This is a genomic window from Neobacillus sp. WH10, assembly GCF_030123405.1.
Classification (GTDB): domain Bacteria; phylum Bacillota; class Bacilli; order Bacillales; family Cytobacillaceae; genus Neobacillus.
Genome location: NZ_CP126110.1, coordinates 4,403,079 through 4,427,546 on the forward strand (window position 1 = coordinate 4,403,079; position 24,468 = coordinate 4,427,546).

Below are 24,468 nucleotides of genomic sequence, written 5' to 3' on the forward strand. Positions count from 1 at the left end.
TTTTTATTATATAGAAGGAGTGTGCGTTATGTACAAAATTGAAACGAAACTTGCCCAAATTGGAAATCGCAGTGAATCAGCAACAGGAACTGTTAATCCGCCCGTTTATTTTTCAACGGCCTACCGCCATTCCGGAATTGGGCAATCAACTGGATTTGATTATTCACGAACCGGGAACCCAACACGCCAGCTCCTTGAAAAAACGATTGCTGATTTGGAAAGCGGTGACCAAGGATTTGCCTGCAGCTCAGGGATGGCAGCCATTTTCACGATCCTGTCTTTATTTCAATCTGGTGATGAATGGCTGGTGAGTGAGGATTTATATGGCGGCACGTACCGTTTACTAGAACAAGGCTATAAAAAATGGGGATTGAGATGCCACTATGTCAACACATGTAATCCGGAAGAGATTGAAAGTAAGATTACACCTCATACAAAGGCGATCTTTCTCGAGACTCCAACCAACCCCCTTATGCAGGAATCTGATATAGCCGCTGTTTCAGAAATTGCCAAGAGGCACGGACTATTACTGATTGTTGACAATACCTTCTATACTCCCCTTTTGCAGCAGCCCATTGCACTTGGAGCCGATATCGTTATTCATAGTGCAACGAAATATCTAGGGGGTCATAATGATGTTCTTGCTGGGCTTATTGTGGCGAAAGGGAAAGAACTCTGCGAATCACTGGCTCTTTATCATAATGGAGCCGGCGGAGTCCTAAGTCCATTCGATTCCTGGCTGTTAATGCGCGGCATGAAGACTTTGTCGCTTCGAATGGATAGGCATGAGAAAAATGCACAGAAAATCGTTGAATTTCTGTCCTATCATGAAGCTGTGACAGATGTCCTTTACCCTGGCCGTGGCGGAATGGTTTCCTTCCGATTAAAAGAAGAATCATGGATTAATCCATTTTTACAAGGCTTAAAGCTAATAACATTTGCGGAGAGCCTTGGCGGTACTGAGAGCTTTATTACTTATCCAGCAACACAGACACATGCCGATATCCCTGAAGAAATTAGGATCCAAGCAGGCGTGTGCAATAGGTTATTGCGTTTTTCTGTTGGAATTGAGGATGTACAGGATTTAATTTTTGACCTTAAGGAAGCTTTTGCTCATATCAGTGAAGGAGTGATTATTTGATGGAATGCGAGGAATATTGCTTTGAAACAAGGCTTCTTCATAATCGTCATAAAATCGATGCGGCAACAGGTGCTGTAAGCGTGCCAATCCAACACGCGTCCACCTTCCATCAATTTGATGTGGACAGCTTTGGTAAATATGATTACGCCCGCAGTTTAAATCCGACAAGAGAAGCACTCGAGGATGTAATTGCAGAATTAGAGGACGGTGTTAAGGGATTCGCCTTTTCATCAGGAATGGCTGCTATTTCTACCGCATTTCTTTTGCTCTCTAAAGGGGATCATGTTGTTATCACAGAGGATGTGTATGGCGGTACGTATCGAATGGTCACAGAAGTACTTTCACGTTTTGGAATTGAACATAGCTTTGTCGATATGACAGACCTAGAGCAGTTAAAACTGGCGATCAAGCCTAATACCAAGGCATTTTATGTGGAAACACCATCTAATCCCTTATTGAAAGTAACTGATATACATGCAATCAGCAAATTAGCGAAGGAGAATCATGCTCTTACCTTTGTCGACAATACCTTCCTTACTCCCGCACTGCAAAAGCCATTAACGCTTGGCGCTGATGTCGTGCTTCATAGTGCGACCAAATTTTTATCTGGGCACAGTGATGTCGTTGCAGGACTTGCAGTCGTCAAGGATGAAAGCTTAGCAAGAAGACTTGCCTTTTTGCAAAATTCTTTTGGTGCGATTCTTGGCGTTCAGGATGCCTGGCTTGTTTTAAGGGGGCTAAAAACTCTTCACGTCCGACTTGAACAATCTCAAAAGTCGGCAATAGAGATTGCTAGTTTTTTTGAAAAACAACCGCTTGTTAAAAAAGTTTATTACCCTGCTCTTATAGATCACCCGCAGCATGATTTGCAGCAGATCCAAGCATATGGTCCCGGTGCGGTGCTATCATTTGAACTGGCTAATGAAGCTGCAGTTCGTTCGTTTGTATCCAACGTTAAAATACCGGTATTTGCAGTCAGCCTCGGTGCGGTCGAATCTATTTTATCCTATCCGGCAAAAATGTCGCATGCAGCTATGCCACAGCTGGAAAGAGAAAAGCGTGGCATTAAAAATAGCTTGCTTCGCTTATCCGTTGGTCTTGAAAATCCAGATGATTTAATCAAGGATTTTTCTCAGGCACTCGTGTCTGTCCGTGAAGGGCAATTAGTAGGACAACAAGGAGAATCGAAATGAGTTTTTTAGAGAAATTAAACAATCAAATCTTAATTGCTGATGGAGCCATGGGCACTCTCCTTTATTCGTATGGAACGGATTGTTGTTTTGAGGAGCTGAACCTTTCGCAGCCGGATCAGATCCAAAATATCCATAAAGCCTATATTGATGCAGGTGCTGACGTTATTCAAACAAACACGTATGCCGCCAACTATTTAAAACTTCAGCGGTATGGTCTCGAAGATTCTGTCAAGGAAATTAACAGTGCTGCTGTTCGAAATGCTAAAAAAACAGCCCAAAACAATGCTTATGTACTCGGAACGATTGGCGGTAATCGCGGGGTAAAGCCTGACTCCGTTTCGATTGAGGAATTAAAGCGCAGCTTCCGCGAACAATTATATTGTCTATTGCTTGAAGGGGTTGACGGCATTTTGCTGGAAACCTTTTACGACTTTGAAGAGCTTGAAACTATTCTTACTATTGCGAGGAAGGAAACAAGGCTGCCTATTGTCGCACAGGTTTCCCTTCAAGAACCGGGAGTTTTGCAAAATCAAATGTCAGTTAATGAGGCAATAACGAGACTGGAAGGCCTTGGAGCAGATGTAATTGGTCTCAATTGCCGGCTCGGACCGCATCATATGCTGCTCACACTTGAGCAAATTGAACTTCCGAAGCATGCGTTTCTTTCTGCCTATCCAAACGCCAGTTTGCCAACCTATATAGACGGAAAGTTTCATTATGAAGGGGATGCAGAATATTTTCAAAAATCTGCCCGATCATTCCGTAATCAAGGGGTCCGCCTTCTCGGCGGCTGCTGCGGGACAACACCGGGACACATTAAGGCGTTTGCCTCCGAGCTTAAGAATTGTGTTCCCGTTACTGAAAAAGTTGTAAAATTGAAACCAAAGAAAAAAAATGTTGAAATTACGGATGCCAAAAGGGAATATGCTCCTCTTCAGGAAATCGTGAAAGAAAGACCGTCGGTGATCGTAGAATTGGACCCGCCTCGAAAACTGGATACAACGAAGTTTTTCGAAGGAGCTAAAGCATTGAAAGAAGCAGGAATTGATTCCATCACGCTGGCAGATAATTCGCTTGCGACCGTACGGATTTCCAACGAATCCCTCGGTTACTTAGTGAAAAAGGAATTGGGCCTGAGGCCATTGATTCATATTTCATGCCGCGACCGTAATATAATTGGCCTGCAGTCCCATTTAATGGGTCTGCACACACTTGGCTTGAATGACGTTCTTGCCATTACAGGTGATCCGGCACGAGTCGGTGATTTTCCGGGAGCATCATCCGTTTACGATGTGTCTTCATTTGAATTGATTCAAATGATTAAGCAATTAAATGAAGGTCTTTCTTTTTCCGGAAAAGACTTGGGGCAAAAAACGGCATTCAGTATTGCCGCAGCCTTTAACCCGAATGTCCGCTCACTTGAAAAAGCGGTGAAGCGGCTTGAGAAAAAAATTCACTATGGTGCTGATTACTTTATCTCTCAGCCCGTATTTTCTGAGGAAAAATTGCTGGAAATCTACGAAAATACAAAACACCTGAGTTCACCTATTTATATTGGCTTAATGCCGCTGATTAGCAGTAAAAATGCTGAGTTTCTTCATAATGAAGTTCCCGGAATAAAAATTGCTGATTCAATACGAGATCGGATGGCTAGCTTGAATGATAACCCACTTCAGGCCGCTAAAGAAGGAATTGCTATTACTAAATCACTCATTGATACTGCATTGGATTTATTTAACGGGATTTATTTAATTACACCATTTTTACGCTATGAATTAACTGTTGAACTGGCCCTTTATGCTAGAATGCGTGCCAGTGAATTGAGGGGGAGCAGCTATGCCGAAAACATCATTTATTGATCAACTAAAAAAGCGTATCCTCGTCATGGACGGGGCAATGGGGACGATGCTCCAACAGGCAGAGCTTTCGCCTGAAGATTTTGGCGGCGAACAGTATGATGGCTGCAACGAATACCTAAATTTAACCGCTCCTTCAGTTATTGCAAACATTCACCGGGAATACTTAGATGCTGGCGCCGATATTATCGAAACCAATACGTTCGGAGCAACGAGTATTGTCCTTGATGAATATGAGTTAGGATATAAAGCCTATGAAATTAATAAAATTGCAGCGATAATTGCTGTCAGAGAAGCTATGAAGGCTTCAACCGATGAGTGGCCCCGCTATGTAGCAGGATCAATGGGACCGACAACGAAAACATTAAGTGTCACCGGCGGAACCACCTTTGACGCCCTATCTGCTGCTTACGAAGAACAAGCAATTGGTTTGATTGACGGCGGAGTTGATTTGCTCCTGCTTGAAACGAGTCAAGATATGCTGAATGTGAAAGCCGGCTCTGTCGGGATCCAAAATGCTTTTGAAAAAACAGGAAAAATACTGCCGTTGTTTATTTCGGGAACAATCGAGCCAATGGGGACAACACTTGCGGGACAAACGATTGAATCGTTTTATATTTCTATTGAGCATATGAACCCTGTAGCAGTCGGTCTGAACTGTGCAACCGGACCGGAATTTATGCAGGATCATATCCGATCGCTTGCAGGGCTTGCATCCACTGCAGTTAGCTGTTATCCGAATGCCGGCCTTCCAGATGAAGAAGGACACTATCATGAATCGCCCGAAACACTTGCGAAAAAACTTTCTGATTTTGCCGCCCATGGCTGGCTGAATATTGTCGGCGGGTGCTGTGGTACGACACCTGAACATATTAAGGCAATTGCTGAGGCGATGAAAGAGTTTCAGCCAAGGGAAGTCCAACCAGCGTCTCTTCATATGGTTTCTGGTATTGAACCTTTCATATACGACGATCCGACTTTAAGACCTATTATGGTTGGAGAACGAACGAATGTTATTGGTTCACGGAAATTCAAACGATTAATAACAGAGGGGAAATTTGAAGAAGCCTCGGAAATTGCCCGGGCCCAAGTTAAGGGCGGTGCGCATGTAATTGATCTTTGCCTTGCGGATCCGGACCGTGATGAGCTTGTAGATATGGAAAATTTCATCAAAGAAGTTGTCAAGAAAATCAAGGTTCCTCTTGTAATTGATTCAACAGATGAAAAAGTCATCGAAAGGGCACTGAAATATTCACAAGGAAAAGCGATTATCAATTCAATAAATCTCGAAGATGGTGAGGAACGGTTTGAAGCGGTAGTGCCATTGATTCACCGCTATGGTGCTGCAGTTGTCGTTGGCACCATCGATGAAGAAGGTATGGGTGTTACGGCTGAGCGAAAACTGGAAATTGCCAGGCGTTCCTTTGACATGTTAGTGAATAAATATAAGCTTAAACCACAAGATTTAATTTTTGACCCCTTAGTTTTTCCAGTGGGTACTGGTGATGAGCAATATATCGAGTCCGCAAAAGCGACCGTCGAAGGAATCAGGTTAATCAAGGAGCACCTTCCAGGGGTACAAACCATTCTTGGTATTAGTAATGTATCTTTCGGACTGCCGCCGGTTGGAAGAGAAATCTTGAATTCCGTGTTTCTCTATCATTGTACACTGGCAGGGCTTGATTATGCGATTGTCAATACCGAGAAATTGGAACGGTTTGCGTCGATTTCCAAGGAAGAAGTTCAACTAGCAGAGTCCCTTCTTTTTGAGACAACGGATGAGACACTTGCGACCTTTACTGAATTTTATCGGGGTAAAAAGAAAGAGTCAAAGGCAACGGTTCCAAATATGAGCTTGGATGAGCGGCTTGCTTATTATGTGGTTGAGGGTACAAAAGAAGGCTTACTGCCTGATTTAGAGCTTGCTCTTGAAACCTACCCAGCCCCGCTTGATATTATTAACGGCCCACTGATGGATGGAATGAAGGAAGTCGGACGCCTTTTCAATGACAACCAATTAATTGTCGCTGAAGTTCTGCAAAGTGCGGAAGTGATGAAGGCTGCAGTATCTCATTTAGAACCTCATATGGAAAAAGGTGATGTTTCCGCTTCTAAAGGAAAAGTTATTTTAGCAACTGTTAAAGGCGATGTTCATGACATTGGGAAAAACTTAGTGGAGATTATCCTGAGCAATAATGGCTATCAGGTGCACGACCTCGGGATAAAAGTGACACCTACCGAATTAGTTCAGGCCATTCGCGAGGAAAAACCTGATATGGTCGGGTTATCTGGCTTATTGGTGAAATCTGCGCAGCAGATGGTATTAACCGCTCAGGATATGAAGGAAGCGGGAATCTCCCTGCCAATCTTAGTTGGCGGTGCTGCACTATCCCGGAAATTTACGGATACGAAAATTTCGAAGGAATACGATGGCCTTGTTCTTTATGCAAAGGATGCGATGACAGGCTTAGCACTTGCCAATCAGCTGCAGTCCCCTGAGGAGCATCAAAAGCTGCTTGCTGATAGAGCAGAAAAACTGGCGGCAATCGATCTTCCAAAAGAATTACCAAGCCGGTCGAGTGGGTCTGTCGCGGTGAAGGTGAAGCCAGCCATTTCCACAGAGGTGCCTGTCTTTACCCCACTGGACACGAAAAGGCATGTGTTGAAATCCTATTCCCTTTCCCATATTGAACCTTATATTAATATGCAAATGCTGGTTGGTCACCATCTTGGTGTGAAGGGCAAAATTGCGAAATTACTAGCTGAGCGGGACGAAAAGGCGGTAAAAGTAAAAGAAGTCATTGACCATTTGTTAGCGGATGCCAGTGCAAATCATTGGATTACGCCAGCGGCGGCTTATCAGTTTTTCCCGGCACAATCGGATGGGAACAAGATTTATATCTATGACCCGGAAAATCCGGACTGTATTATTGAAACATTTGATTTTCCACGGCAAGAGTCTGCACCCCATCTTTGTTTAGCAGATTTTTTAAAGTCGGTTGATAGCGGTGTTAAAGATTATGTTGGCTTCTTCACCGTAACGGCTGGCAGAGGAATTCGCGAAAGAGCCGATCAATTGAAGGCTGAGGGACGCTTTCTTGAATGTCATGCTCTTCAGGCACTTGCATTAGAGACTGCGGAAGGTTTTGCCGAGTTGATTCACCGGCAAATGCGTGACCGCTGGGGATTCCCTGACCCGCTTGATTTTTCGATGCAGGATCGATTTGCCGCTCATTATCAAGGACAACGATTTTCGTTTGGTTATCCGGCCTGCCCTGATTTAGAGGACCAAAAGAAGCTGTTCAAGCTGATTGAACCGGAGGAAATTGGGATTCAGTTAACAGAGGGCTGTATGATGGAGCCTGAAGCATCTGTTTCTGCTATGGTGTTTGCCCATCCGGAAGCAAGGTATTTTAATGTGTTAAGATAAAATAAAACGAGATAAGGATTATTCCGCGGAATGTTTCAGAATTCCGCGGGATTTTTTTATTTATTCCATGTTTTTTTTATTTATTCATGATTTTTTTATTTATTCATGTGGTTTTCGCATTATTTACCAGGTATTTCATTGATCATTCAGCGGATTTACCGATTAATTCCGCCAACTTTCATAGTTATTCCGCGCGAATTCCGATTAATTCCGCCAAAATATAATTGAATTCCGCCATATTAGCACGTATTTCCGCCAATATGATTTTATTCAGCAAAAAAGCAGTTGTATTCCGCCAAATTTTTTATTTTTTCCGCCAAACTACTACGTAATTCCGCCAATCTAAGATTGATTTCCGCCAATGCACTACGTAATTCCGCCAAAACACGGTGGTATTCCGCGAACTGATCAGTCTCTACTTTTTTATGAACATCCTTGACATTTTTCACTATTGCCCTTATAGTTACCTAGGTAACTATTTTGAAAAATTGGAGCGCATTATGATAAGCCACGAATTATTCCATACTCTTCATCAGCTTTCACGCCTTCTTACCAACAAACTCAATGAAGCTTTAAAGCCATTGGGACTATACAGTGCCCAGTGGGCCGTTATCTTTACTCTCAAAAAAAGAGGGTCACTTACGCAAACAGAACTTTGTGATTATTTATTTGTTGAAGCTCCGCCTATGACACGAACTATTCAACGGCTAGTAAAACAAGGATATGTGAAACAGGTTCCAGGGAAGGACAAACGGGAGAAACATGTTCAATTAACAGATGAAGCAATAAATGAATACCCAAGATGGGTAAGGGTCGTAAATGAAGTAAATCAGGGTTTGCTGAATAACTTTCCAGAGGCATCACAAGAAGAACTTTTAAAACTACAAAACAGCTGGTTACAGCAAATTTTATAACAGAGGTGCATTGAATGAACAAATCAAAACTATGGAGCAAAGATTTTATCAGTGTTTCCTTAAGTAACTTTTTCCTATTTTTAACTTTTTATATCCTGCTCGTGACACTTCCATCCTACGCAATGGATGAATTGCATAGCAGTTCTTCAGTAGCGGGGCTTATGACAACGGTATTTTTGCTTTCTGCTATCGTTTCACGTCCGCTTGCCGGGCAATGGCTTGAAAGTAAAGGTCATAAAAAAGTATTGTTAATAGCACTTATTCTATTTGCCGGCGCTTCACTTCTATACATTTTCCCAAAAACAATCACAGGTTTTCTGATTGTTCGCCTGCTGCATGGGATTGGCTTTGGCATGGCCACGACGGCTGTGGGTACAATCGTAGCCGATATCATTCCAGCCTCACGTAGAGGTGAAGGAATGGGATATTTTGTTATGTCAACAAATATAGCAATGGTAATAGGCCCATTTGTTGGCTTGTTCTCCATCCAACAATGGGGATCCCAAACATTATTTATCCTTAGTGTCATTGTTGCAATTTGTTCCTTACTTACCGGGCTAAGTGTTAAGGTCACGAAAACAGAACAGCCTCATGAGATAAAGGTTTCTTCATCTTTTTCATTCCGAAACCTTTTCGAAGCTTCTGCCGTTCCCATCGCGATTGTAGGAAGCTTCATGGGAATTGTTTATTCTGCACTTCTTTCATTTGTGTCGATCTATGCAACTGAAATTCACTTGGCAAACGTTGCGAGTCTTTTCTTTGTTGTCTATGCCATTGTTTTATTACTTTCAAGGCCATTTACAGGAAAATGGCTCGATCAATATGGACCAAATGTAATCAGCTTTCCATGTATTGCTCTTTTTGCCATTGGGATGTTAGTATTAAGCCAAAGTAATGGGACATTCACATTCCTTCTTTCAGCAGGAATGATTGGCTTAGGATGGGGAACTTTATTTCCTACCTTCCAAACCATTGCCATTCAAGATGCCGAGCCTAGAAAAAGAGGCATGGCAACAGCTACTTTCCTATCTATCTATGATACGGGCATTGCACTAGGTTCTTTCATTGTTGGTATTATCGCGGTAAAAATGGATTATAGCACTCTATATTTCTTTTGTTCCTTCTATATTTTAATTGGGGCAGCACTTTATTACTTCCTTCATATGAAGAAGCAACGCACTTCAGTAAAAGTAGAAAATCAGCGGCAAGCAAAAATGCAAGAGATCTAAAATTTATTAAACAAACTCCTCCAAATGTTATATAATGGAATGTAACTTAATAGAGGAGGGATTTTTATGGCAAAATCCAAAGCCAAGAAATTGAGAGAAAAACTTGTTCGTGAAGGAAACATAAATCCGGAAGCAAAGCGAAGTGAGTATGTTTTTACAGATATGCGCACAAGAATGACCAAGACGAAAAAAGATCATTTATATCATTTTAAACACAAGAACCATCAATCCAAGGACGGATATGATGGTTCTTTTTACATAATAAAAACAATTACTTTCTACTGAAAATTGGTTTATGTGTGAGCTCAATTTTCACTACATGGACTTCTTGATCAAGATCCTCTTCTAACAACACAATGGTCCAGTTTTTCGCGATAACTTCACGAAGTGACTGAAGATTATTACTTGTTATTTTGACATGATCTAAAAACTCACCGGTATCAACGAAATCTTCGCCTTCCTTCATGGCAAATTTAATCGACAACAACGATTTAAGGGCTCCTTTCGTCAAAAAAGACATTTCGTAGCCTTCCATAATGGCTTGGTCAACTTTTACTTTATTCAATTGGTAGAAGTCCACCAGCGTTTTCCAAGTCGGAATTCCTTCTCCAAAGCTCTCGAGTACTTCTTCATTTCCTTCATGTAATAGCCCGACAATCGCTTCGTTATCTAGTCCTTTTACTCTCATCATTTCAAGCATAAGCCCATAATTTAAGGCTAACTTTACCTTTTCCATTTCATCTCTCCCTCTAACTTTCATATAAATGGCAAGCGACCAAATGCTCTCCAGCAATTTCCTTTAATTGCGGAGTTACTTCAGCACAAATTGGTTTTGCAAATGGACAACGAGACCTGAAACGACAGCCCCTGTCCATCTCTATTGGGCTAGGGAGCTCTCCTGAAATAATTTCGCGTTTACTATTTTGGGCTTTGATTGGGTCTGGAATTGGAATCGCAGACAACAAAGCTTGCGAGTATGGGTGCAGCGGTTTATCGTATAGTTCGTCGCTCTTTGATATCTCAACCATTTGTCCGAGGTACATGACACCAATCCGATTAGAGATATGACGGACCATTGATAAGTCATGGGCAACGAACAAATAAGTAAGCTTCATCTCACTCTGTAAATCTTCTAACATATTAATCACTTGTGCTTGAATCGATACATCAAGTGCCGATATCGCCTCATCACAAAGCACAAAATCAGGATTAATCGATAATGCCCTGGCAATGCCAATTCTTTGCCGCTGTCCGCCGCTAAATTCATACGGAAATTTGTCCAAGTCTTCCTTCTTCAGACCGACTTTATTCAAAATATCAATAATGACATCTTTTCGTTCATTTTTGGCGAGTTGTGTGTGAATCTCCAGTGGTTCATCAATGATTTCTTCAACGTTCATATATGGATTAAGTGATGAATAGGGATCTTGGAAAATCATTTGCATTCTTTTTCGATACGGTTGAAGTTCTTTATTGTTTAGGGTGGCAATATCCTTGCCATCAAATAGTATCTCGCCCGAGGTGGGTTCGTACAAACGATTCAGTGTCCTTCCTAGTGTGGATTTACCGCACCCAGATTCACCAACAAGACCAAACGTTTCCCCTTTATAAATATGAAAGGATACATCATCGACAGCCTTAACAAAAGGTTTATTTTTTGTAAATATCGAAGCTTTTAATGGGAAGTATTTTTTTAAATTGTTCACTTCAATAAGTTTTTGATTTGTCGTTGTCATCTAGCCTGTCTCCTTCCCCTGCTAAAAAGCACCTACTTTTCTGGGTAGCTGAGAAGCTTTTGTATTCCGGTAAGTTAGTAAAACATTTATCCATTGCAAATTCACACCGTTCGGCAAATGGACATCCTGCATTTATCTGTTGTAGTGATGGGGCGGCACCTTTTATTGGCTTTAATCTTGTTTTTTCGCCGTCCACTCTTGGAATTGAATTCAATAAAGCCTTTGTATATGGATGTTTCGGTGAATAAAAGATCTCATGTGCCAATCCTTCTTCCATCACCATTCCTGCGTACATCACTAAAATCCGACTGCAAATCGTCGCTACTACTCCAAGGTCATGTGTAATGAACACAACTGACATGTCGTTTTCCTGCTGCAGTTTTTTTATTAATTCTAGAATTTGCGCCTGAATCGTAACATCAAGGGCGGTTGTTGGTTCATCGGCAATCAACAACTTCGGATTGCACGCCAGCGCCATCGCAATTAATACTCTTTGTCTCATCCCTCCGCTGAATTCATGAGGGTATTGCTTTACTCTTGTTTCAGGAGAAGGAATTCCTACCAATCTTAGCAGTTCAACCGCCTCTTTCGTTGCTTCCTTCTTGTTCATGCCTCTAATTCTTGTTAAAAGATCAACAAGATGATCGCCTGCTCTTTTTAATGGATTAAGGGCCGTCATGGGATCTTGAAAAATCATCGCAATCTCCCGGCCTCTAATTGCCCTCTTTTCCTTTTTGGATAGGTTTTCGATATGCTTTCCATCCAAAACAATCTCTCCGGCTTCCACTTTTGCATTACTCGGAACAATTCCAAGTATCGATTTCACCATGACACTTTTTCCGCTTCCTGACTCACCGACAATCCCTAATATTTCACCCTTTTGAACGGTAAAGTCAATGCCGCGGATCACTTCCGTTTTTGCTTTATCATTATAAAAATTGGTACGGAGGTTTTTTACATCCAGTAACATCGTTTTGTTCTCCATTTCAAGATAACCTCCTTTTATTTCCCGCTTGTTTTCGGCTCGACCACTGCCCTCAGCAAGTCACCAAGCTTATTAAAGGAATAAACTGTAAGGACGATAAGAAGTCCAGGTAAAATCGCCATATAGGGGGCGTTCGCTAAGTTTCCTTGAGCAGTCTGCAGCATACTTCCCCAGGAAGATAATGGCTGCTGAATTCCCAGACCAAGAAAACTTAAAGCTGATTCCATTAAAATGGCATTGGCAATACTAACAGTTGATGCAACAATGAATGTTGGAAAAACGGCTGGAATAACATGCTTCAAGATAACTTTTTTCAGCGATTGGCCCGAGGATTTAGCATATAAAACATACTCTCTTTCTTTGATGGAAAGTGTTTCGGCCCTTACTAACCTAGCTGTACTCATCCAAGTGAAAAGACCGATAACGAGCACAATTGCCTTTAAACCAGGGGTAAGATAAATACTGACAACCGTCACAAGGATCATCCATGGGATCGAGGAAATCACATCAACTGTCCTCATTAAAAAATTGTCAACCTTTCCTCCGAAATAACCGCTTATCGTTCCCACTAACACGCCAATACAAGTCGAAATAAGCATGGCTAAAATTCCTACAGCGAGGGAGATCCGCCCTCCATATAATGCTCGGGTTAGATAATCTCTTCCAAGCTCATCTGTGCCAAACCAATGCTTTGCACTTGGGCCTTGGAGACCATTCATGACATCCACCTTATCTGGCGGATACGGTGACAAAAAGGCGAAAATCGACACTAACATGATAAACATTAAAAAAATGAGAGCAATGGCCGCCGTTTTATTACGTTTAATTTCTTTTTTTAATTGCTGCATTCTTCTATTTTTTTTACCGGCCAATTTCTATTCCCCCATTCCCTTAATTCGCGGGTCAACGATGCTATATAAAAGATCAGATGCTAAATTGCCGATGATCACTAGGCTTGAAGAAAGGAGCATAATTGCCATCACAACAGGATAATCAAATCCTTGAATGGCTTTAACAAAATAAGTACCGATTCCCGGCCAGCCAAAAACAGTCTCTGTTACGACAGCTCCTGTTACCAGCATCGGCAGACTCATCCCGACAATCGTAATAATAGGCAGCAGAACATTTCTTAGGACATGCTGAAATAAAATCCAAGAAGAAGCTGCCCCGTATGCCTGTTGGACCATCACATAATCTTCAGAAAGCTGGCCAATTGTAGATGATCGTACATAGCGAACCAATTCCGGCATGAATGAAAGCGTTAAGACGGTACACGGAAGGACCATATGACTAAGAAGATCAGAAAACGAGTCTTCATTTCCGATCGTATGCATGCCAAGGATTGGAAATATATTTAATTGATAGCCAAAAATAAACACAAGAATCATCGCCATCCAAAAGCTAGGAATGGCAATCCCAAATGAACTTAAGCCATCAATGATTTTATCTGCCCATTTTCCTTTATTTGCCCCAGCAATAAGGCCAAGAAAAATCGATAAAAATAAGGCAAGCAGGTATGCAGGTAGAACCAGAAGAATGGTATTTGGTATTCTCACTGAAAGATCCTTTGTAATACTTTCATGTGTCACAATAGAATATCCCCATTCACCGCCCAAGATCCCTTTAACCCAATAAAGATATTGAATATAGGCAGGCTGATCCAATCCATTTCTTGCTTTTATTAACTCTATTGTTTCTTTTGACATATTTGGTGTTGTCATTGCATCCACTGCATCGTATGGAGCCAGTTGAATGAGTGTAAAGCAAATAATCGAAATAATAAATAGCAAAGGTATTGCCTGTAAAACCCTTTTAAAAATATACTTTAACAAAAATAATCCCACTCCTTACGTATCCTGAAAAAACAATCATGAGTTTTAGCTCCCTACTAAAGCATGAAAATGAACTGATTACAAGCATGCATCAACATAATAAAGGCGGTGTGAGCAAAGATAAGTTTCACTAAATCCAAAATGGCAACTATTTTTTCGCATAGACAAGATAAACTGATTCATTATTCCGGCGCTCTCCCCTTTTCCACAAAGACAGAACCCAATAGAAAACGATACTTTAACCTATTAACTCTATTATTCTATTACTTTTATACTGAAAAAATAAAGATAAACAGCGTCCTGTTTATCTTTATTTTAACTATTCATCCAACTATTGATATTAATAAGAAAGCTTCGACATATCCTCAAACGTATAAACTGGTACTAAACCCGCTTCATCAATACCTTTGATTCTAGAATCAATCGCTAAAATACGCTTGTTTTCCATCAGTGGATAGAACGCGGCATCGTCGATAACAATCTTCTGAATTTCTTCATATATAGCTTTTCGTTTTGCGTCATCTTTCTCAACACGGCCTTGATTAAATAATTCATCCACTTTTGGATTACTATAATACATGTAGTTTGCTTCACCATTGGTTACAAATAAGGAATTAAAGGTGTCTGGATCAATTCCCATGATGTATCCGCCAAGATACATATCAAAATCAGAATGCACGCTTTGCATTTTTTGGTTTAATGCTGTTGCATCCATTCCCACTAGTTCAACCGATATGCCTGCTGCCTTTAGGTTTTGCTGAATGACAGCAGCTTGCTTTTGCTGGATTGGATTATTCGCAGTAAAGGCAAGTTTTAATTTTAAATCAGACACGCCTGCTTTGGCTAATAACTCCTTAGCTTTTTTCGTATTAAATTTATGTTTTTCGACATCATCTGTGAAATATGTTGCTTTTTTAGGCAAGAAAGAATAGGCAGGTTTGGAATAATCAGTTGATACATAGCTTGCTATATTGATTTCATCACGATTTAATCCATATGCAATGGCCTTTCTTACATCTTTTGACTGAACAGAATTTGAGCTAAGGTTAAAGGCTAAATAACCGATTCGTCCTTCTTCATATTCTTTTAAAGTGACATTAGAGTTCCCTTTAAATTTGCTGGCATCTGAAGGCTGAACCACAAGTGCATTGATTTCTCCCTTTTGAAGTGCCATTGTCGCAGTATTTGCATCCATAATAATACGGTAAACAACCTTTGAAATTTTCGGGGCACCTAGGAAATAATCATCATTCTTTTCAAATGTAACACTTTCCCCAGCCTTGTATTCTTTCAACTTGTATGGTCCAGTACCAACTGGCGCTGCATTTTTAGGGCTATTAGCAATATTCGTTTCGCCTTCATAAACATGTTTTGGCATGATAAAGATGTTACCTAATGCCTCAATTGCACCCATACTAACGGTTGGAAGGGTGAATTTCACGGTATAGTCATCTACTTTTTCAACCTTAACTGGCTGATTATTAAATATAAGCTGGCTTCTTGCCCAGCCGCCATTTTCTTCTTTTAACATTTGCTCATAGGTGAAAACAACATCATCGGCAGTAAACGGCTGGCCATCATGCCACTTCACGTCTTTTCTTAATTTTGCTGTATAAGTTAAGAAATCGTCAGATGGCGTCATGCTTTCCGCTAAAAAGTACTTGATATCGTCCTTCCCATTGTACATATATAATGGAGAGTATACTGTTTTGATTTCCATTAAACCAAAACGGTCACCAGTGGTAATTACGTTAACTGCGTTTCCAGGATCTCCGTCAATACCATAAATAAAAGTATCCGGTTTATTCGTTCCCTCAGTTTTATTTTTGGAACTTGCCTTGTCCGTTGATTTTGAAGAACAGCCTGCAAGTACTAAAAACATACTTAAAAAAAGAGCTGCAAATATAGTAACATTTTTACGCATCACCTTATAAATCCCCCAATCAGATGTTGTTATGTAAAATCATGAGAATAATAGGTACCGAAGTTATGTCTTTATTTCCTACTATTCTTATATGTTTTACAGATGTTATTTTACATGATAATATAATCAGCGTAAATATAAATCTTTCGCAAAAAAGAATACAGAATATAAAAATGATTCTATTTATTAGCTGTAGGAATCATGTTGGCAGGCACCTCCATTCCATTAATACTTCGTATTTCTTAAATCTCGAAATAAGCAATTCATTTTACATTCAATTTCTGTTAAGCTACGATGATACTGTAATAACATATGATCTGGAGGGATTATTGATGTTTGATGTTGTAGTTATTGGAGCTGGACCAACTGGTGCAAGTGCTGCCTTATTTACAGCGAAAGCGGGAAAGAAAACATTGGTAATTGATAATGACAAGAGTGTTACAAAAAGAGCTTGGATTGAAAATCATTATGGTGTATTAGAAATAAGCGGTCCAGACCTTATTGAAAATGGCAAAAAACAAGCTAGTAAATTTGGCGCTGAAATGGTCCAAGCTTCTGTTACAAATGTTAGCAAAACAGACAATGGATTTAAGGTTGAAACCGATCAATCTGAATATGAGGCAAAGCACGTCATTATGGCAACTGGCATGATGGCAGATCTTGCTGAAAAAATCGGCCTGACAACTAAGCCTGGCACAGAACCGAGAATTAAAACCATACTTGATGTCGATACGGCAGGAAAAACGAATATTGAAGGAATTTGGGCAGCTGGAACCATCGCTGGGGTGAGCATGCATACAATCATTACGGCTGGGGACGGCGCAAAAGTTGCCATCAATGTTATTAGTGAAATAAACGGCGAACGCTACGTTGACCACGATATTTTAAAAGCCTAATAGAGAATTGAACATTCATAAAAACTTAGGGGGACTCTAAATTGAGTCCCTCTTTTGGGGCTTTAGATTAAATACGTTGGAGTCTTTAATTTTTATTTTTTTATTAATTTGGTCTTGATAAAGTAAAGACGTTTTTATACTTTTTACTCGTTTTCCCCTATTCACTCCATCCATTCCTAGCTAGCGGTAGAACAAGACTAACAAGTTGGTGCGGCAAAGTCATTAAGGAACGCATATTAATATGAAAAGGCTGTTGAAAACGTGGTGTCAACAGCCTTTTTTTATATTGATTAAAAACACATTGACTCTGACGTTAAATTGCAGCCTGAATCTCTTTATCTTGTACTTTGTTTAAAGAAAGTTGGTGCAGTGTTATTTCCGGACAACTGCCTAGTCTGATATTAATACCCGTTTGTCCTAACCCTTCACTTATATAAAAAGGTTTATCCTCATAATAATGCAGCCCTTTAATCATATTCATCCGAATCATCTTCCTTCCCAATTTTGCAAGATGATACGGTTTAGGCCAGTATATTTGACCACCATGGAAATGGCCTGATAACAGATAATCGAAATACCAATCCTTCATGTTGAGAACGATGTTTGGGTCATGAGTTAAAACTAAATGATATCCGTCCTTTAAGCCAGAGAATGATGATTGCAAGTTGCTTCTTTTTGAATGTAAATCATCAATACCAATAATATGCACCGGTTTTCCTTCGACAATAATTGTCTCATTTTCATTTTGAAAAGTCTTACATCCATGTAGTTCCAATGTATTTCTTAAAAAATCAAAGTCCTTTTGTTTTAATTTATAGTCATGATTTCCAAATACGGCATAAATGCCATAGCGCGGATTTAACCTTTTAAAAACGTTTAAATAAGGAATTAGCTTTGGAATACTGCGTTTTTTATCAAGAAAGTCCCCCGTTAAAGCGACTAAATCAATTTTCTCACCTGCCAGCTTGTTGTAAAGTTGTTCGGGAGAAACAGAAATCTTTTCTAAATGCATATCTGAGATTTGCAAAATATTTAAAAGAGGTCCTTGAGGCTGATCAGAATCTATATTAGATAAATTAACTTTATTTAAAGCAAATCTATGAGTATTTTTGTATGCCCTATAGAAAAGGAGCAAAAAACCTAAAAATACAAGAATAAAAAAGAATTTCATATAAACCTCCTCCTCGCATCCTATTATAAAGAAACCGAAAAAGAAATATTAGCGGGAATTAATGGAGGAAAATGAAAAATGATTACCCATTATGTATATTTACTATAAATGGTTAAAAGTTTATCTTTTACTCTAACAAAGTTTATTATTATTACTAATTTTTACCTTCATTGAAATCTAATTTAAAGGGCATAAAAAGTCTGCTTTCTTCTTAATCTAAAATTAATTGTTTTAGAAAAAAGGAACCATTTAATAAGAAAAAGAGTAGCTAAATTACTTTTCGTAGGAAGAATTCCAATGCCAGATTCTAAGGAAGAATTAAAAAGTTTTTTGTATAATGAACTGTATTTTTCAGCTTCCTTATAATTCATTGGTGTAAAGCATTTAGGGGTGATATAAGATGAAAAGAAAGAGTGTCGTAACGATTCATGTTTCTTTATTACTGGTTGTTATCGCCGTTTTTATTTGGTCAATTATCAAGCCTTCCAGCTATTTGTCATGGGCATTAGAAGTCACTCCTGCCCTTATCGTTTTAATTTTCGCACTATCAACATACAAAAAGTTTCGTCTCACTACCCTCTCTTACGTAATAATTGCTATTATGGCTATTTTAATGTTTGTCGGCGGCCATTACACCTATTCAAAGGTCCCTCTATTTAATTGGATAAAAGATACTTTTGATTTAAAAAGGAATCACTATGATCGATTTGGACATTTTTTAAAAGGGATGTTTAGCATTGTAATAAGAGAATTATTATTAAGGAAAACTCTTTTAACAAAAGGGACCTGGTTATTTTGGATTGTTACAAGTATTTCTCTTGCTATCTCTGCTATGTATGAAATTATTGAATGGATAAGTTTTATTATAGGCAAGGGAGGAAAAACTGCTAAAAACTTTCTTGGGAACCAAGGCGATATATGGGATGCACAATGGGATATGTTATTAACCTTAACTGGTACAATCATTGCATTACTTCTCCTTTCTAAACTGCATAATAGATTGTTGCGAACAGAATTAGGAAAAGTTAATTCCGACTGCTAAACAACTTTTTTACACTACAAGAAGACTTGTTATCGGCAATAATTATATTTAAAACTCTTTAGCAGGGTTTTTATCGAGAAGATATTAGGAAATATTTGCTTAAAAAAGTGAAAAGGACGCCAAATCAGGTGTCCTTTTCCTTTGATTTGAATATTGTATTCATTTAACGAAAAATCAGCAGGTTTTCACAACAAATGACCAATTTCTATACCTCAAGTTCCTCACCTGCTTCAACTATATGGAACAGCAAGTGGGCTAGATGATGAATCGGGCCATATTCTTCGTCCTCTTCGTTTGTTTCCTCATTAAATTCCAGATCATTTAGGAATAGAGCCATAAATTCGTAAAAATCCTTCAGTTGGAAGGAATAACAGGCAACCGGTTCTTCATTGTCTTCTTCATATTGCAAGACCATATAGGAGAGATCCCCATCCGCATCCACTGCATCGAAAAAGACAAAAAAGCCAATATTGGTGTCAAGCTCAAATAGATGTCTCGTTCCGCCTTCCGTTGCCTTTTCAAACTCCTCCTGATTAAGTTTTTGAATCTGCATACTATCTACATTATCTTCTTGATGAAAACCTACGACAAATGATTTCATGATATCCTCCTTAAATCTCAACCGAAATTAACAACACATGTCATTAGGATATCCATTATTATCTTGGTTTCATTCGTTTTATAAAATATTATTCCTTTAAGGAACGGATAATTTATATTCTAAAGAACAAAAAAACCCCTGATAAAATAATATCAGGGATTTTTTTGCCATCATCCTACTGGCGGATGAATTGGATAATCGTCTGTTTGAGAATACGCTACGTCTGTGTGGGACCTTTGCTTCTCAACATCCTTTGTTGACGTAATAAGAGTGAGCAATGAGATTGAAAATAATAGTAAAGCAAACTTTTTCATAAACATTTACCCCCTAAATTAATTTATTTAAATATTTTACTGCATCGATCACAATTCCCTTTTGATTGTAATAATCTGCAAGCATTTTATAAAATCGGCCAAGGTCGTCAGCATGCTCATTTGTCTCTTCAAGATAGGGAATTACTTTTGACTCTAAATATTTATACGCTTTGACCGGTGAGACCATATGGAGCAGGTAAAAATCAGCTAAAAGCCTAAACTTTTTAACACCTAGTTCTTTTGACAATGAATTAACTTCTTGAAAACATTCTCTTGCTTTATCGATTGATTTAAGCGAATAATGTATTTCTCCAATAGAATATAAAGTTACAAGATAGTGTTGAGTTAATTTAGGTTGAAGCTCTAAACTTTTTTCATAATAATATAGTGCTTCCTTAACATTTTTCATTTTGTTTTGCAAAAAGCCCATGTTATGGTAAATTTGTGGAAGCATTTTTTCTTCCTTTAATAATTCTGCATTGCGAATTAGGTGTTGAAAACATCCTTGAGCTTCTTCATAAATATTAGAATGAGTGTAATTGATCCCTAACAACATTAGTGTATTGAGAATACGAATGAAGTTATGCTGGTTCATAAATATTTGCAGTGCCATGTTACCAAAATGAATAGCATGACCCGATTGTTCAAGAAAACTTTTTACAAGTGCTCGATGATAAAGGAATTCTCCACTTGTAGTTTCATGATCATTTTCTGTATACAAAGTATCTAGTATGTCATCGGCATTTTTATACTGACCTTTTATGATTAAGAATATCGCATTATAATAACGAAATAAATAGTTCTCATGTTGGGAAAAATTTTTCTTTTGCTTATATAATAAATCTCTTTGAGCCTCTGCTTCTTCAAATAAACCTTTGAATAATAGGTACCTATATTTGTATAACTCGCAAATATATAAATGCTTGGAGAAAGGGATGAGGTGTTCTATATTCTTTAATTTTTGATAGGTTTCATCTATCTCATCCTTCAGATAAAAAATGATTTTACCGTTTAGTTCTCTTACTATGCATTTAATCTGTTCCTCTTTTTCTTCCATTTCTTCTATGCTTATATTTAGCCGTTCCAGTAAAAGCGAAATGGTATCAACATTCGCTTCCTTTGAGTTATTCTCAATTTTGCTTAAATGCGGGACAGAGCATATACCTTTCGCAAGCTCCGCCTGTGTCATTCCTCTTTGTGTTCGATAGAATTTAATTAAGGCTCCGAATTCCATATTGTCACCCAGCTCGCCTTTCTTTTTTTACCATTTTACTACATTAAATATTTTTTACAATATTTTCAGAATATTTTTCATGTTCTTAGATACTAATTTACTCAAAAAGTTAAGTCAAAATGACAATTTAATTACTATAAAAACTTGGGAAAATTTTTATATTTATTAGATTTAGAATAGTTCACTACTCTATTTTCCCTAAAAAAATTTTTATATTTAATATTTTTTAGTCAGTCGCTTCATGCTTCGTCTAAAATTTATTATTTGTCTCATCTGAGAAATAAGGATTTAAATGAATTAATACTTCATGGATATTATCATATTTATCCATTAGTTTTTGTTTGATGGATTTTGCCAGATCATGTCCCTCTTTAATCGTTTTAAAATGGTCGATGGAAACGCGTAAGTCAACCAATACATAATGACCATGCTCTCTTGCCCTTATCCGGTCAATCCGTTTTACATCTTGAAATTCGTTGACAACGGCAATGTATTCCTGCAGTATGTCTGTATTAATATTCCGCTCAAGTAAGATGTCAAATGCCTCTGTAAGCATTTCCTTTGCAATTTTAAAAATTAAATAGGCGACAAAAATACTCGCAGCCTTATCCCCGTATAGCAAGAGATCGATATCAAACCGTTCCCCAACAATTGAAATCAGTACCCCAATAGCAGCGGCGATGGATGCGACAATATCTGCTTTATGATCGTAAGCAATTGCTTCAATCGCCTTACTTTGATTCTCTTTAGCCACCCGTAAAGAGCTTCGGTATAAAATAATCTTGGTGATATACGAAATGAGTGCGACCCACATTGCTAAGAAACTGGGCGGTTCCACATCATGAAAGAAACCACTAATCCCTTCATACGCAACATAAATGGCAACAAGTAAAAGTAGAATGCCAATAATTTCAGAAACGATTACCTCTGCCTTTCCATGTCCATATGGATGTTCTTTATCAGCCGGCTTGTTAGAAATTTTTATTACCAACAAAACAATGACAGAGGCGAAAACATCGGCAGCAGAATGGATCCCGTCAGCGAATACTGCATCACTCCGCCCATACCAACCAATGATAATTTTCCCTAATGTAAGGACTATGTTACTGATTACACTAATCCAGGCCACTTTTTTAGCCAGCGTTTCTCTCATTTCCATTGTAAACCACCTTTGAATCCCTTTAGAAATTATTGCAAACCAGAACTTGATGAGACTAGAAAAAAAGTCTTGCACCGTCTAAGCATTGTTAAGATCACACAAAAAATTCATCATTCTTCATGCCTTTCGTTGTCCCTTTTCCTCATTTCTACTTCTTCCACAACTGAAATCCTATTAATTTGGTCATGAAGATAATGGAATGCTTCATCTAATTCTTCTCGGGTAGGAAATTCACTTTTTCGATTCATAAACATATCACCTTTCAATTTCTAGGAGTAATTATTTAAAAATAAGAAAAAATACCGTTGTAGTATTCATATGAAAAAGGAGGATTATTTGATGGACAATAAGAAAGCAAATCCAAAAAAAGAAATTGCCGGAAGTTTTTATCATCCAAGCTATTATCAAGAAAAGGACACCCTATCCTCTGGACTTGCGACCACACATGAGCAGGTTAGCGACACGTTTACAGAAGGGGAAATAGGCGCAGTCATTGATGATGCAAACGGAAAAGATATTCCGATTCCACAAAAAGGCTACGAATAAGGTAAACTCATTAGAAAACAGCTCTCAACCGAAAGCTGTTTTCATTTTTTTAATATCATTTATCATCATGATCAACGTAAGCGTCATGTTCAAAGGCGGGCAAATCCCCAAAGCTTGTCATAATTCCTTCATCATCTAGAGCATCCTCATACTGTTCATGCTGTGGATTTGGATAAACCTTGATATTCATTCCATACATATCATTGCCAACAAAATTTTCAAAGTCCTCAACGTAACCGATATTTTCATCTGCTTCAGTATACATATCTTGATAATCATCCTGTGAAAAGGCTAAATCCGATGGTGTTTCAGATGTTCCCCATGCGGCCACGGTCTGCCAGGAATCTTCGGAATCAAAAGCAACATTCTCATCCTTTTCGTCCATATCAAATTTCCCAAAAGGCGGCATCAATACCCCCTCTTCAACTGGACGATTGTGTGATGTAATTTGATCCGGGCTATGTTCAATGCAATAGGTAGTGTTTGGCAGAGCCTCTAAACGCTCAAACGGAATTTCCTTGCCACACACCTCACACTTTCCGTATGTTCCGTTTTCCATCGCTTCTAATGCCCTGTTTATGTTACTAAGCTGCAATTCATAATGTTCATTTAAAGCTATATCCTTTTCACGTTCATATAATTCAGTTGCGTCATCAGCTGGATGGTTATCATAGCTCGATAATTCACCCATCGATTCATGAGAATGTCCTCGTTCTAACCCAAAATGGTCATTTTGTTCTAAACGTTCCTCCACTTCACCTTTTTCCTGCAACAATTGTAACCGTAACTCAGCTAACTGCTGTGTCGATAACATGGTTTAAACCCCTTTCCAATAAAAAGCGCAATTGTAATCTATATCACCATTTATGTTTTCTATTTTTATCATTACATATATATTTTCATTTGTTTCGCGTTTGATTATGTAAAAAAATTCAATTCCAAAAAAATCCTATCCTACACGGCCTTTAGAAACTGAATAAGAATTGGTCAGGCGTGTATCTTAAGAATATTCATGATGAATAGAAATGAGGCGATAATATGGTTAATGAAAACTTTGAAAAGTTTAGAAAAGAACAGCGCGAACATCCTGCTGAATATATAGGAAGCGGCGGGAAGCAAAAGCCTGGGCTGAATGATCCAGAGTATAACAACCAGGATAATACCGATAAATCTCCCGGGGCAACTGGACGTGAATTATAACTTGGTGAAATAAAAGGGTTGGGGCCAATTTTTACCTTACCCTTTTTAAATGAGATAAGATAAAG

25 protein-coding genes and 1 pseudogene are annotated in these 24,468 nt (G+C 38.7%); 11 read left to right on the forward strand and 15 right to left on the reverse strand.

The window, feature by feature from the left end; translation table 11 throughout:
- The first annotated feature begins 28 nt into the window (after positions 1 to 28).
- From QNH20_RS21550 to metH, 4 genes are read left to right on the forward strand one after another with little or no spacing between them, the layout of a single operon-like run.
- Positions 29 to 1,141 (forward strand): methionine biosynthesis PLP-dependent protein, encoded by a 1,113-nt coding sequence (locus QNH20_RS21550; RefSeq protein ID WP_283919985.1) that lies wholly within the window; start codon positions 29 to 31, stop codon positions 1,139 to 1,141.
- Positions 1,141 to 2,334 (forward strand): cystathionine beta-lyase, encoded by a 1,194-nt coding sequence (metC, locus tag QNH20_RS21555; protein ID WP_283919986.1) that lies wholly within the window; start codon positions 1,141 to 1,143, stop codon positions 2,332 to 2,334. The genes QNH20_RS21550 and metC overlap by 1 nt, the downstream gene beginning before the upstream one ends.
- Positions 2,331 to 4,193 (forward strand): bifunctional homocysteine S-methyltransferase/methylenetetrahydrofolate reductase, encoded by a 1,863-nt coding sequence (locus tag QNH20_RS21560; RefSeq protein WP_283919987.1) that lies wholly within the window; start codon positions 2,331 to 2,333, stop codon positions 4,191 to 4,193. The genes metC and QNH20_RS21560 overlap by 4 nt, the downstream gene beginning before the upstream one ends.
- The gene (gene metH / locus QNH20_RS21565) at positions 4,171 to 7,620 is read left to right on the forward strand and encodes a methionine synthase (protein WP_283919988.1); all 3,450 of its coding nucleotides are present in this window, start codon (positions 4,171 to 4,173) and stop codon (positions 7,618 to 7,620) included. Before QNH20_RS21560 ends, metH begins: the two co-directional genes overlap by 23 nt.
- A gap of 266 nt (positions 7,621 to 7,886) precedes the next feature.
- Here metH and QNH20_RS21570 read toward each other — a convergent pair whose 3' ends face one another.
- Positions 7,887 to 8,069 (reverse strand): hypothetical protein, encoded by a 183-nt coding sequence (locus tag QNH20_RS21570; RefSeq protein WP_283919989.1) that lies wholly within the window; start codon positions 8,067 to 8,069, stop codon positions 7,887 to 7,889.
- Between the two features lie 51 nt (positions 8,070 to 8,120).
- Here QNH20_RS21570 and QNH20_RS21575 point away from each other — a divergent pair, with 51 nt between their 5' ends.
- The 3 genes from QNH20_RS21575 (at position 8,121) to QNH20_RS21585 (ending at position 10,048) form a co-directional block, all read left to right on the forward strand.
- Positions 8,121 to 8,534, forward strand: coding sequence for a MarR family winged helix-turn-helix transcriptional regulator (locus tag QNH20_RS21575; protein WP_283919990.1), 414 nt, complete (start codon positions 8,121 to 8,123; stop codon positions 8,532 to 8,534).
- 14 nt (positions 8,535 to 8,548) lie between these two features.
- Positions 8,549 to 9,763 (forward strand): MFS transporter, encoded by a 1,215-nt coding sequence (locus QNH20_RS21580; RefSeq protein WP_283919991.1) that lies wholly within the window; start codon positions 8,549 to 8,551, stop codon positions 9,761 to 9,763.
- 66 nt (positions 9,764 to 9,829) lie between these two features.
- Entirely contained in the window at positions 9,830 to 10,048 is a 219-nt protein-coding gene (locus tag QNH20_RS21585; RefSeq protein ID WP_283919992.1) for a hypothetical protein, read from the forward strand.
- On the opposite strand, the gene QNH20_RS21590 is transcribed toward QNH20_RS21585, so the two are convergent.
- The 6 genes from QNH20_RS21590 to QNH20_RS21615 form a co-directional block, all read right to left on the reverse strand.
- Positions 10,035 to 10,499: a hypothetical protein gene (locus tag QNH20_RS21590; RefSeq protein WP_283919993.1), complete on the reverse strand. Its 465-nt coding sequence runs from the start codon at positions 10,497 to 10,499 to the stop codon at positions 10,035 to 10,037. The genes QNH20_RS21585 and QNH20_RS21590 overlap by 14 nt on opposite strands.
- Before the next feature lie 13 nt (positions 10,500 to 10,512).
- Positions 10,513 to 11,499 carry an ABC transporter ATP-binding protein gene (locus tag QNH20_RS21595; protein WP_283919994.1) on the reverse strand — a complete coding sequence of 329 codons (987 nt, stop codon included), beginning with the start codon at positions 11,497 to 11,499 and terminating at the stop codon, positions 10,513 to 10,515.
- Positions 11,471 to 12,484, reverse strand: coding sequence for an ABC transporter ATP-binding protein (locus tag QNH20_RS21600; RefSeq protein WP_283919995.1), 1,014 nt, complete (start codon positions 12,482 to 12,484; stop codon positions 11,471 to 11,473). The genes QNH20_RS21595 and QNH20_RS21600 overlap by 29 nt, the downstream gene beginning before the upstream one ends.
- Positions 12,485 to 12,501: 17 nt before the next feature.
- Positions 12,502 to 13,332 carry an ABC transporter permease gene (locus QNH20_RS21605; RefSeq protein ID WP_283923469.1) on the reverse strand — a complete coding sequence of 277 codons (831 nt, stop codon included), beginning with the start codon at positions 13,330 to 13,332 and terminating at the stop codon, positions 12,502 to 12,504.
- A gap of 27 nt (positions 13,333 to 13,359) precedes the next feature.
- Positions 13,360 to 14,316, reverse strand: coding sequence for an ABC transporter permease (locus tag QNH20_RS21610; protein ID WP_283919996.1), 957 nt, complete (start codon positions 14,314 to 14,316; stop codon positions 13,360 to 13,362).
- Positions 14,317 to 14,656: 340 nt separating this feature from the next.
- Complete coding sequence (locus tag QNH20_RS21615; RefSeq protein ID WP_283923470.1) at positions 14,657 to 16,240, reverse strand: ABC transporter substrate-binding protein; 1,584 nt, start codon at positions 16,238 to 16,240, stop codon at positions 14,657 to 14,659.
- 332 nt (positions 16,241 to 16,572) lie between these two features.
- On the opposite strand from QNH20_RS21615, the gene QNH20_RS21620 reads away from it, so the two are divergent.
- Positions 16,573 to 17,136: an NAD(P)/FAD-dependent oxidoreductase gene (locus QNH20_RS21620; RefSeq protein WP_283919997.1), complete on the forward strand. Its 564-nt coding sequence runs from the start codon at positions 16,573 to 16,575 to the stop codon at positions 17,134 to 17,136.
- 313 nt (positions 17,137 to 17,449) lie between these two features.
- Here QNH20_RS21620 and QNH20_RS21625 read toward each other — a convergent pair whose 3' ends face one another.
- Positions 17,450 to 18,307, reverse strand: a complete 858-nt coding sequence (locus tag QNH20_RS21625) for a metallophosphoesterase (protein ID WP_283919998.1) — start codon at positions 18,305 to 18,307, stop codon at positions 17,450 to 17,452.
- Positions 18,308 to 18,707: 400 nt separating this feature from the next.
- Here QNH20_RS21625 and QNH20_RS21630 point away from each other — a divergent pair, with 400 nt between their 5' ends.
- Positions 18,708 to 19,349, forward strand: coding sequence for a DUF2238 domain-containing protein (locus QNH20_RS21630; RefSeq protein ID WP_283919999.1), 642 nt, complete (start codon positions 18,708 to 18,710; stop codon positions 19,347 to 19,349).
- A gap of 205 nt (positions 19,350 to 19,554) precedes the next feature.
- On the opposite strand, the gene QNH20_RS21635 is transcribed toward QNH20_RS21630, so the two are convergent.
- The 6 genes and pseudogenes from QNH20_RS21635 to QNH20_RS21655 all read right to left on the reverse strand — a co-directional run bounded on the left by QNH20_RS21635 (position 19,555) and on the right by QNH20_RS21655 (position 22,905).
- Positions 19,555 to 19,950, reverse strand: a complete 396-nt coding sequence (locus QNH20_RS21635) for a cytosolic protein (RefSeq protein WP_283920000.1) — start codon at positions 19,948 to 19,950, stop codon at positions 19,555 to 19,557.
- Between the two features lie 170 nt (positions 19,951 to 20,120).
- On the reverse strand, positions 20,121 to 20,264 hold the full coding sequence (locus tag QNH20_RS21640) for a hypothetical protein (RefSeq protein ID WP_283920001.1): 144 nt from the start codon (positions 20,262 to 20,264) through the stop codon (positions 20,121 to 20,123).
- Between the two features lie 13 nt (positions 20,265 to 20,277).
- Complete coding sequence (locus tag QNH20_RS21645; protein WP_283920002.1) at positions 20,278 to 21,321, reverse strand: tetratricopeptide repeat protein; 1,044 nt, start codon at positions 21,319 to 21,321, stop codon at positions 20,278 to 20,280.
- A 12-nt stretch (positions 21,322 to 21,333) separates the two neighbouring features.
- Positions 21,334 to 21,498, reverse strand: a pseudogene (locus QNH20_RS27145) (helix-turn-helix domain-containing protein); the annotation flags it as partial.
- A 250-nt stretch (positions 21,499 to 21,748) separates the two neighbouring features.
- Positions 21,749 to 22,657: a cation diffusion facilitator family transporter gene (locus QNH20_RS21650; protein WP_283920003.1), complete on the reverse strand. Its 909-nt coding sequence runs from the start codon at positions 22,655 to 22,657 to the stop codon at positions 21,749 to 21,751.
- 110 nt (positions 22,658 to 22,767) lie between these two features.
- Complete coding sequence (locus QNH20_RS21655; protein WP_283920004.1) at positions 22,768 to 22,905, reverse strand: hypothetical protein; 138 nt, start codon at positions 22,903 to 22,905, stop codon at positions 22,768 to 22,770.
- A gap of 91 nt (positions 22,906 to 22,996) precedes the next feature.
- Here QNH20_RS21655 and QNH20_RS21660 point away from each other — a divergent pair, with 91 nt between their 5' ends.
- Positions 22,997 to 23,203: a YozQ family protein gene (locus tag QNH20_RS21660; protein ID WP_283920005.1), complete on the forward strand. Its 207-nt coding sequence runs from the start codon at positions 22,997 to 22,999 to the stop codon at positions 23,201 to 23,203.
- Positions 23,204 to 23,258: 55 nt separating this feature from the next.
- Here QNH20_RS21660 and QNH20_RS21665 read toward each other — a convergent pair whose 3' ends face one another.
- The gene (locus QNH20_RS21665) at positions 23,259 to 24,017 is read right to left on the reverse strand and encodes a yteA family sporulation protein (protein WP_283920006.1); all 759 of its coding nucleotides are present in this window, start codon (positions 24,015 to 24,017) and stop codon (positions 23,259 to 23,261) included.
- Between the two features lie 224 nt (positions 24,018 to 24,241).
- Between QNH20_RS21665 and QNH20_RS21670 the strand changes: the two genes are divergently transcribed.
- Complete coding sequence (locus QNH20_RS21670) at positions 24,242 to 24,403, forward strand: hypothetical protein (protein WP_283920007.1); 162 nt, start codon at positions 24,242 to 24,244, stop codon at positions 24,401 to 24,403.
- Positions 24,404 to 24,468 lie beyond the last annotated feature (65 nt).